Origin of the sequence: Campylobacter concisus (assembly GCF_002913225.1) — a bacterium.
GTDB lineage: Bacteria > Campylobacterota > Campylobacteria > Campylobacterales > Campylobacteraceae > Campylobacter_A > Campylobacter_A concisus_J.
The window spans coordinates 40027-49827 of record NZ_PPAW01000031.1 but is presented as its reverse complement, the minus strand read 5'-3'; the positions used below and the strand labels follow the sequence as shown (position 1 = coordinate 49827).

Genomic DNA, 9801 nt, shown 5'->3' with positions numbered 1-9801 from the left:
GAAAGTAGAGTCCTGAGCCACTAGACGAAAGGGTCATAAACCCAAAAAATGGTGTCCTGCGTTGGATTCGAACCAACGGCCCCCTCATTAAAAGTGAGATGCTCTACCGACTGAGCTAGCAAGACATAATTATTTAAAAAAGAATTGAGATTATACAAAAAACATTATTATATGTCAAGAAAAAATTAAATTTTAAATCAAATTAAAGCTATTTTGTCCGCTATTTCTAAGCAAAAAATATAAAATTTTATTTTTAATCTTATAAATTTAAAGCCAAAATTTCTTACAAATTTAAACCATTTTTACTTTATAATCCAACAAGCAAAACACAATCAAGCAGCTAATCCGCTTAGTAACAAATTTAATCCCTGCCTAAAAACCTTACCGCCATTTTTCTAGCTTTTTCTATCTTTTCAGTGTCTTGATCTTGGACTGCGGCAGATGATATCCACTTTTTACCAAATAAATTTTGAGCTACTTCTATCATAATCGCGCAAGTGTATAGATCTTTTTCGCTAGAGATGCTTTGCAAAAATGCGGCTTTTGTTTTATCTCGCAAGATTGCTTGAGCAACCCTGTGAAATGACATCTGCATAAGGCTAGCTGCCGCCCATACCCTGCAAAGGCTATCTTTGCTACCATGCATCTCGCTTATTAAAATTTCTATTTGCTCTAATGTGCCAACCCAGCCAAGCGCTATTATAAGTTTGCGGCGCAGTGCATCATTTATCCCTAAAAAAGAGGTTATTTGAGGGATAAGGCGGTCGCAAAATGTGGTATAAAAGTCCCTATGCTTAGACTTAGAAAGGATTTGCGCTATAAGATAGATGGTTTCTATTTTTAGTTTTTGATCGCTCTTTTTGGCTAAGCGCTCAAACAAAAACTCTAGCCCAGCGCCTCCGTGCCTATCAAAGCTACTTTCAAAATTTAGTTGCCTGCCCTCTTGCCACTGCTTGCAAATAAGCTCATAATGATATGCTATCTCGTCACTTGCGCCTAAATTTGCGATAAATTTGATCCTTTTGCCATCTGGGAAATTCTCTTTTTTAAGCCCCAGATACTCTCTTTCAAGATCATTTAAATTTAGCACTAATTTTTACTTTATCATCTCAAGTTTGGCTTTGCAGGCGTCTTTATAAGCACTTGTGAAATTTGAGCTAACGCACTCGTCCAAATAGCCCTTAGCTAGTTTATACTGCTTTTGTCTGATGTAAATTTCACTTGCTAAATTTAGCGCATGCAAACGGTCTTCTGGCTCAAGCTTCATATTTAGTATAAATTTCGCCTCATCAAGCGCCTCGTCAAGGTTATCTGTCTTTAGTGAAGCCTCCGAGTAGTCAAAATTTAGCTTTGGTGAAAAGGTATTTATCTTGGCCCTAGTTTGCAGCTCAAGCGCCTTTTTAGCGTAGGTTGCAGCGATAGCATAGTCGTTGCTCTTCATCGCATAGTCACTTATAGCCGCATACGCCTCGATGATCTTAAAGTCCTGCCCCCTTAGCTGCTCAATCGCACTGATCGTAGAGACTGCCTCAGTAAAGCGCTTTAGCGCAAGCAGCGAGTAAAATCTATCAAAAAGCGATGGCGTAGGATCCGAGTACTCGACCGCTGAGCCAAGCGAGAGCGCGTCATTTGCCGCAGTGATCGCATGCTCGTAGTCTTTATTTTTATATAAAATTTTGCTCAAATTTACCAGCCACTCGACTCTATCTTCTAAATTTTCATCCTTCACGTGTGCCTTTGCAAGCTCTAGCGCGTCGTTGTAGCGCGCCGTTCTAAAATAGCAGTTAAATAGCTTAAACTGTGGCAAAGAGACCTTGCTCACATCGTAGTTTTCTAGTAAATTTACAACCGCCGTGCAGTCATCTTTGATGAAAAATTCTTTTGTTAGCTCAAGTGCAGCCTCATTTACTAGCTCCATCGCCCGGCTTAAATTTTCATCTTTTGCGAGGTTGTTGTAAGCCAGCGCATCGGCAAATTTACGCTCTTTTAGATCAAGCTCAAGCTCGCTAATTAATGCCTTTTGACTGATATTTGTGCCAGCGTATTTTTCGATGAGATCTTTATATCTTGCGTGAAGTGCGGTGGCGTTTTTGTCATCCTCTTCAAAAAATAGCCCATCCTTTGCCTTAGCGACCTCATCGATATAATCGCCATATTTAAACTCTTTTTCATATCTGTTTAGATACTCATACGCCCTTTTTTCATCTTTAGTTTTGGCTAAATTTAACGCTAAATTTTTTAATGCTGCCTCGTAAAAATCCTTTGTCCTGTCGCTATTATTTACCAAAATTTCATAAATTTTAGCAGCCACGTCTGGCATATCTTTGCTAGCAAATGTATAGGCTAAATTCATCGATTTTGTCGGATCGTTCATGAAAAATTTTTCATTTGCATTTGCAATCTTTAGTACAAATTTCTTCGCCTCGTCAAATTTCTCTTTGTCGATATTTGCATCTGCTAGACTTAGTGCAGCTCTACTTGCAAGGTCGATGTCGTTTGTAGAGTAGAGCACCTTTTCATAGTCGCTTAGCGCCTCTTTTTGCCTGCCTATTTTATATAGGTAGTCAGCATAATCAAGCGTGGCAAGCTTTGTAAATTTCGACTCCGCGTGCTCTTCACTTAGTATGTCAAGCATATATTTGGCATCACTTGCGATGCTATCTTTGAGGTAAGCTCTGGCGATGAGATATAGCACCTCTGAGTAGTTTTCATCAGAGGGGAATTTCCTTATCCAAGCTCTGCCCTCGCTCACGATATCCTTTGGCTCCAGCCCCTCAAACTCGCTCTTTGTCTCAAAAATTTTATCAAGTGCTCTTAGTCTAAAAAGTAAAAACTCACTTGAGAAAAGACTGGCTGGGTGCCTTTTCATCGCTGTTTGCGTATCTTTTACCACGCTTTCATAAGCGCCCTTTTCGTAAGCTCTTTTTATATTTATGTAGATGTCTATATCATTGCTATCAAGCCCAGCGATAGGCGCTTTGTTAAGATCAAGCGCTCCAATGCTTGGACTTAGCATATCTCTAAAATCAGGCGAAAAATTTAGCCCAGATACTCTTTTGTTGTTTTCGCTAAGCGAAGTGTCGATTATGATGCTAAAGTGCTTTGAGATGGTCGTCTTTGGCGTATCTTGCACGCTTGGACTGCTGTAAAGCTCAGTTTGAACATTTAGAAGTTTTGAAGGCGCCTTTGGCATGATGACGATAAAGAGCTTGCCGTCTTGCTTTTTATATTTTATGTCCATTAAAGGCAGCGTCGTATCTTCGATCTTTGGCAAGATCCCATCATCGAGCATACAAACGTAGCGCTTCGTGTCATAGGCTAAAATTTGCTCCACACATTCAAATTCTTTTTCGTCGCTTAGCTGAAGGACGCTATAAGGCTTATTTGCGTTTGCGCCGCTGTTTAGGCTAAGGCTAAAGGCGGATAGATAAAGCGGTAAAAATAAGATGGTTAAGAGCTTTTTCATGCCGCCATTATAGTTAAATTTTCTAAAATCCTGAAGCAAAGACAAAATGCTCGATAAATTCCAAAATCGCTCCAGAAAACAAAAAGGCAAAGACCGTGCCAGCAACGGCAACTCCAACGATCACCTTTAGCGCCATCGAGACATTTGAGATGTAGATATTTTTATCTTTTACGATAGGCTCTTTTAAAAACATAAAGACGATGAGCTTTAGGTAGTAATAAATAGCAATCGCCGAGTTTATCATGATGATGAGGCTAAGCACGACATAATCAGACTTTATGAGCGATGAGATAAGCACCATCTTGCCCCAAAATACGCTAAAAGGTGGTATGCCAGCAAGGGCTATCATGAAAACTCCCATTATCACAGCGTAACTTGGCAAAATTTTAATAAGCCCTGAAAATTTCTCATACGGGTGTTTAAAGCGCTTGTCCCAGCAGACGACGTCGTCGCACCTTGCGACCCAGAGCATAGAAAATGCGCCCAAATTTGCAAACAAAAACATGATCCAGTAGAAAAACAAGGCAACATTTGCCTCGTGAGAATTTGCCACAAGCGCGCAAAGCACGACACCAGCGTGAGCTATGGAGCTAAAAGCGAGCATCCTTTTGACGTCTTTTTGCACTAGCGCCATGATGTTTGCAAGGCTCATCGTAAGCACGGCAATGATGTAGAGCATATCTTTTATCCATGAAATTCCAGAGCCCTCAAGCATCGCAAAAATTCTTAACGCGACGATAAAGCCTGCCACCTTTGGCACGATCGACATATAGCCTGCTAGTGGGGCATTTGAGCCCTCATAAACGTCTGGTATCCATGTGTGAAATGGTATGAGTGAGAGCTTAAAGCCAATGGCTGAAGCGATGAAAACGCAGCCAAGCAAGATGATTAAGTTTTGATTTAGGCTAAGATCTTTTATGGCAACGCCTATACGAGCGATGTCTATTGAGTTTGTTGCTAGATAAAACATCGCTATCGCCATCGCAAAAAAGCCAGCTGAGAGCGAGCCCATCGCGAAGTATTTGATAGCAGCCTCGACACTTTTTGCCTTGTTATGAAGGGCGATTAAGGTGTAGAGGCAAAGCGAGCTGATCTCAAGGCCTAAAAAGATGATGAGTAGGTTGTTTGAGCTCACCATAAACAAAAATCCAGCGATCATAAATAAAAATAGCGCGTAGTACTCGTAAATTTTATATTCAAAATACTCTTTTGTGCTAAGTGCAAGAGGGATGAAAAGAGCTGAGGCGATTAGGATGATGATCTGCGAGATGATAGAAATTCCATCGACTAAGAGCATATCCCAAAAGCTTATGCTAAGCCCGTTAAAATCAAGCGTAATGCCTAAATTTACAAATATAGCGATGATACAAAATACGCAGTAGAAATTCCTTGAAAGGTCCTTTTTTATAGCACCTACTATAAGGATAAATAGCGCAAAAACCATCATGCTAAGCATCGGCGAGAGTGATTGTAGCGAGATCTCGTTTAGGTCTAAAAAGGCTATTTCGTTCATAGTTTGCTCCCGCCATTTAAAGATGAAATTTTATCTTTTGTGTCACTATTTACAGCTCTAGTTTGCATTTTGCTTATGATATTTTGCACGCTTGGCTCAAGTGGTTTTAGTATCAAATTTGGTGCGATACCAAGAATGATTATGAGCAAACAAAGTGGCACAAGAGCGGCTAACTCTTTAAAATTTAGATCTTTTAGGCTTAAATTTTTCTCTTTGCACTCGCCAAAAAAGACCCTTTTATAAAGTACGAGCATATAAATAGCGCCCACGATGATACTAAAGCCACCAAGTAGCGCAAAGAGCTTGTTTAGCTTAAAGACGCCAAGCAGGCTTAAAAACTCGCCCACAAAGCCAATCGTTAGCGGCAGGCCGATACTTGCAAGAGTTGCTATAAAAAATATAAGCGCATACTTTGGCATCACCTTGGCAAGGCCGCCAAATTCGCAAATTTCTTTTGTGTGAGCTCTCTCGTAGATGACACCAACTAACAAAAATAGCGCGCCACTTACGATGCCGTGGCTTATCATTAAAAATATTGAGCCGCCAAGGCCTATTAAATTTAGTGAAAAAATGCCAAGCATGATGACGCCCATGTGTGAAATGGAGCTATAAGCGATCACTTGCTTCATATCGCTTTGCGCGTAGGCAACAAGGGCTGCGTAGATGATCATGATGATGGCTATGACGCAGACAAAGCCGCTTAAAAGCAGGCTCGCATCTGGAAAAAGTGGAAGTGAAAATCTCACAAAGCCGTAAGTACCCATCTTTAAAAGCACGCTAGCAAGTAGCACTGAGCCGATCGTAGGAGCCTGTCCATGCGCATAAGGTAGCCACGTGTGAAATGGAAACAGCGGAGTTTTCACGCCAAAAGCAAAGAAAAATGCTAAAAATAGCCAAATTTGAGCATTTTCTCCGATACCAAGCTTGTACCAATCAAGCAGGTTAAAGCTAAATACGCCGCTTTTTTGATAGCACAGATATCCGATAAAAATGATCGCTACTAGCATAAAGACAGAGCCTAAAAATGTGTAGATGAAAAATTTAATCGCTGCGTAAATTCTATTTTTACTACCAAATGCACCGATGATGTAAAGAAGCGGTATGAGGCTAAGCTCCCAAAAGCTGTAAAACAAGATCATATCAAGCGCGCTAAAGACGCCCATCATCGTGCTCTCTAAAAATAGCACGCTAATAACAAGGTGCTTTAAATTTCCATCATCGCTAAGTGCGGCGATAGAGATGAAGCTCATAAACGCACTAAGGACTATAAGCACAAGAGAGATGGTATCGATGCCGACAAAGTAGCTGATATTTAGGCTTGGTATAAGCGAGACTTGATGCGTTAAAACAAAGTCATAACCCTGAAAATCGACATTTACGCAGATAAAAATGGCTAGTAAAAGCTCGATTAAAGCGATGCTTGCTCCATAAAATTTGATACTTTTATTTTCTATCAAAAAGCCAAGTATTGCGCTTATTGCTGGGAAAAATATGATGACACTTAGCATTATTTGGCTCCGTTTAATAAAAATATAAAGCTTAAAAGCAAGGCAAATCCTGCGACCATAAACCTAAGCATGACGCTTAGATCGCCACTTTGCATTTTGTTTGCAAGATACGCAAATTTAGTAACCAAAAGTGCGACAAAATCAACACTTCGATCGACTATCATCTCATCAAATTTCTTGCAAATTTTAGAGATTAAAGCGTAGCCATTTATAAAAAATTTCTCATAAAATTTTGGGATAAAGTAGGCATTTTGCAAAATTTTGTAAATTTTACTCTCGCAAATGCTCTCTTTAAAAATTTCTTTTTTATAAGCAAACACAGCAAAGCCAGCACTTGCAAGCACTAAAGTAAGTGTTAAAACGAGTAAGAAAATTTCACTGCTGTGAGATAAATTTAGCTTAAAATCCCCAAGGCTGTTACTTAAAAACTCACTAAAGTTGCTCCAAAAAAAGCCACTAATGACCGAGAGAACGCCGAGCACACTCATGCCAACAAGCATGTAGTTTTTAGCTTCATGTGCGTGAGTATCGCTCTTTGGCTTTGCAAAAAAGACTAGCATGACAAGCCTAAAGCTATAAAATGCCGTAAGCACCGCGCCAAATAGCAAGACGGCCCACAAAATTTGATTTTCACTAAAGGAGACTTCTAAAATTTTATCTTTAGAAAAAAAGCCAGCAAATGGATAAAAGCCAGCCAGCGCGCAGCTTGCGATGATAGAAAGAAGTGCTGTTGGCTTCATAAATTTATAAAGTCCGCCCATTTTTTTGATATTTAGCTCGTCATTCATCGCGTGCATGACGTTTCCAGCGCACAAAAAGAGAAGTGACTTGAAAAATGCGTGCGTGACAAGGTGAAAAAGTGCGATCTTGTAAGCGCCAAGACCAGCCGCTACAAACATATATCCAAGCTGCGAAAGCGTCGAGTAAGCGACTATCTTTTTAAGGTCGTTATGCACTAGTGCAATGCTTGCGGCAAATACCGCTACAAATGCGCCAAGGCAGGCTATAAAGTGCGAGACTTCAGGTACATTTGCAAAGATGAAATTTGCACGTATGACTAGATAGACGCCAGCTGTTACCATGGTCGCAGCGTGGATGAGTGCGGAAACCGGCGTTGGTCCCTCCATGGCGTTTGCAAGCCAAGTGTGAAATGGAAACTGCGCGCTTTTACCCATGGCGCCTATAAAAAGAAGCGTGGCGATGATGCCTAAATTTAGCCCAGAAAGGTCGCTTCTAGCGTTAAAAACCTCGCTAAATTTAAGCGAGCCAAAGCTATAAAATATATAAAAAATGCCAACAAGCATGGCTAGGTCAGCCACTCTATTCATCACGAAAGCCTCGTTTGCAGCGACGTTTGCGCTAGGTCTTTTATACCAAAAGCCAATGAGTAGCCAAGAGCAAAGCCCAACGCCCTCCCAGCCGATAAAGAGCCCTATGAAGTTATCGCTTGATACAAGGACATTCATGCAAAAGACAAAGAGCCCAAGGTAGCTAAAAAAGCGGTTAAAGCTCGCGTCATCTCTCATGTAGCCAATAGAGTAGATGTGCACGATGCTAGCGACCACACCCACGGTGCTAAGCATCACAAGGCTGATGGCGTCAAGATAAAAGCTAAAATTTAACTCCAAACCACCAAAATTTATAAACTCTTTTAGGGTTAAATTTAGTGGCTCATCTACGCTAAGACTAGCCGTTAGCATGAGTGAAGCTGTGGCGCTAACGATCATGAGAAGCGAGCAAAAAAGACCGATAAATAAATTCTTACTGCTATGCGAAAAGATGCCAGCTATGATGAAGCTAAGAAGCGGGAAAAATAGCGAAATACAAAATAAAATCATCTCTTAGCCTTTCATATTTGTCATCGAATCTAAACTGATGCTGCCAGTCTTTTTATACCAAAGCACGAGCAGCCCAAGCCCCACAGCGACCTCACTAGCAGCGATGGCTACTATAAAAAATGCGATGATCTGCCCAGTTAGGTCAAAGTAGTATTTCGAGATGGCTGCAAGCGCGATGTTTGCTGAGTTTAGTAAAATTTCGCTTGAGAAAAATAGCATTATCAAATTTCTTCTTCTCATTATGCCAACGAGCCCTATGACAAAGACTAGACTAGCTAGGATGAGGTAGTGAGTAAGGCCTATCATAGCATCTCCTCAAATTTGCTTTGTGCATCTAGGTCTTTGTGTATCAAGATAATGCCAGCTACCATCGCCACAAGTAGCATGATAGCGCACATCTCAAAGGCTAGCAGGTACTTGCTAAAGAGCAAAATTCCAACCGCTTCGATGTTGCCAAGGTTAGTGAGAGCAGAATTTACCACCTCTTGCTTAGCACTATAGATCGGCGCTAAAAAGATAAATATCAAAAGAAGCGCTATGAAGCTGCTTAGAAGATAGATGATGATCTTTGCTTTTTTACCGCTTTTTGGCTCGCACTCCTTGCTGGTGTCAAAAAACATCATCGCAAATGCGTATAAAACGACCACGGCACCTGTATAGACTATGATCTGCACCACACCTAAAAACTCAGCCCCAAGCAAGAAAAATATAGCCGAGATAAAAACCATGCCAGCAGCTAGCGCAGAGACCGCATTTAGGGCGTTTTTGCAAAGCACACTAAAAGAAAAACTAACTAATATAAGGGCGCTAAAAAGATAAAATGCAAAGCTCTCATACATCGCTTGACCCTTTTAAATTTATATCCATCGTTTCTGCCTTATCTTCATTTGTAAGCGCATTTGGCGTCTTTTTCACCAAGCTATCAGCATTTTTAGGTAGTGCGCCATAGCCCTCAAACTCGGTTTGATCTTTTAAAAATTTATCATCTGTTAAAAACTCAGCCTTTGTGCCAAAGAGGATTTTGTTTTCACTTGCGACCTCGTACTCTTGCCCGCAGACGATAGCAAGCTCAGGGCAGACATCAGCGCAAAATCCGCAATATACGCACCTGCTTAAATTTATCGTGTAGCTTGCGACCTTTTTACGACCATCTTCGCCAAGAGAAGTCTTCATCGAGATGCAGTTGCTAACGCAAATTTTCTCGCATAATCCACAGCCTATGCAGCGCTCATTTTCGCTTTCAACAAATTTTAAAAGCCTATGAATTCCCCTATATCTGGCGTTTAGCTGCATCTTTTGCATAGGGTACTTTAGAGTGTGCGACTTGCTAAATAGCATCTGCTTTAGCGTGATCTTTAGCCCCACTAAAAGATCGAGCTTAAAAGTAGCGGCGATGAAGTGCTTAAATTTATCAAATACCCCTTTTGGCTCTATCTTTTCGTCTATCAAAATATATCTTTTCTCGCTCATTTTACG

Annotated in this window: 8 protein-coding genes and 1 tRNA gene; all 9 read right to left on the bottom strand. The window is 40.7% G+C overall.

Annotated features, from left to right (window positions below; translation table 11 throughout):
- Window positions 1–49: 49 nt before the first annotated feature.
- Window positions 50–125 (bottom strand) — tRNA-Lys (locus CYP26_RS06230).
- 236 nt (window positions 126–361) lie between these two features.
- A complete protein-coding gene (locus CYP26_RS06225) occupies window positions 362–1090 on the bottom strand; it encodes a HEAT repeat domain-containing protein (RefSeq protein WP_103630787.1) in 729 nt (242 codons plus the stop codon).
- 6 nt (window positions 1091–1096) lie between these two features.
- Entirely contained in the window at window positions 1097–3466 is a 2370-nt protein-coding gene (locus tag CYP26_RS06220; RefSeq protein WP_103630790.1) for a tetratricopeptide repeat protein, read from the bottom strand.
- 22 nt (window positions 3467–3488) lie between these two features.
- Window positions 3489–4979: an NADH-quinone oxidoreductase subunit NuoN gene (gene nuoN, locus CYP26_RS06215; protein ID WP_103630786.1), complete on the bottom strand. Its 1491-nt coding sequence runs from the start codon at window positions 4977–4979 to the stop codon at window positions 3489–3491.
- Window positions 4976–6487 carry an NADH-quinone oxidoreductase subunit M gene (locus CYP26_RS06210; RefSeq protein WP_103630785.1) on the bottom strand — a complete coding sequence of 504 codons (1512 nt, stop codon included), beginning with the start codon at window positions 6485–6487 and terminating at the stop codon, window positions 4976–4978. Before CYP26_RS06210 ends, nuoN begins: the two co-directional genes overlap by 4 nt.
- Window positions 6487–8325, bottom strand: coding sequence for an NADH-quinone oxidoreductase subunit L (nuoL, locus tag CYP26_RS06205; protein WP_103630784.1), 1839 nt, complete (start codon window positions 8323–8325; stop codon window positions 6487–6489). The genes CYP26_RS06210 and nuoL overlap by 1 nt, the downstream gene beginning before the upstream one ends.
- A gap of 3 nt (window positions 8326–8328) precedes the next feature.
- Window positions 8329–8631: an NADH-quinone oxidoreductase subunit NuoK gene (gene nuoK / locus CYP26_RS06200; RefSeq protein WP_004317991.1), complete on the bottom strand. Its 303-nt coding sequence runs from the start codon at window positions 8629–8631 to the stop codon at window positions 8329–8331.
- Window positions 8628–9164 carry an NADH-quinone oxidoreductase subunit J gene (locus tag CYP26_RS06195; RefSeq protein ID WP_103630783.1) on the bottom strand — a complete coding sequence of 179 codons (537 nt, stop codon included), beginning with the start codon at window positions 9162–9164 and terminating at the stop codon, window positions 8628–8630. The genes nuoK and CYP26_RS06195 overlap by 4 nt, the downstream gene beginning before the upstream one ends.
- Window positions 9157–9795 carry an NADH-quinone oxidoreductase subunit NuoI gene (nuoI, locus tag CYP26_RS06190; protein WP_103630782.1) on the bottom strand — a complete coding sequence of 213 codons (639 nt, stop codon included), beginning with the start codon at window positions 9793–9795 and terminating at the stop codon, window positions 9157–9159. The genes CYP26_RS06195 and nuoI overlap by 8 nt, the downstream gene beginning before the upstream one ends.
- Window positions 9796–9801 lie beyond the last annotated feature (6 nt).

Bases quoted from the DNA above. Each gene is read 5' to 3' on its own strand.
- nuoL (WP_103630784.1), bottom strand. From the start codon at position 8,325: ATGATTTTATTTTGTATTTCGCTATTTTTCCCGCTTCTTAGCTTCATC.
- CYP26_RS06195 (WP_103630783.1), bottom strand. From the start codon at position 9,164: ATGTATGAGAGCTTTGCATTTTATCTTTTTAGCGCCCTTATATTAGTT.
- CYP26_RS06220 (WP_103630790.1), bottom strand. From the start codon at position 3,466: ATGAAAAAGCTCTTAACCATCTTATTTTTACCGCTTTATCTATCCGCC.
- CYP26_RS06210 (WP_103630785.1), bottom strand. From the start codon at position 6,487: ATGCTAAGTGTCATCATATTTTTCCCAGCAATAAGCGCAATACTTGGC.
- nuoK (WP_004317991.1), bottom strand. From the start codon at position 8,631: ATGATAGGCCTTACTCACTACCTCATCCTAGCTAGTCTAGTCTTTGTC.
- nuoN (WP_103630786.1), bottom strand. From the start codon at position 4,979: ATGAACGAAATAGCCTTTTTAGACCTAAACGAGATCTCGCTACAATCA.
- nuoI (WP_103630782.1), bottom strand. From the start codon at position 9,795: ATGAGCGAGAAAAGATATATTTTGATAGACGAAAAGATAGAGCCAAAA.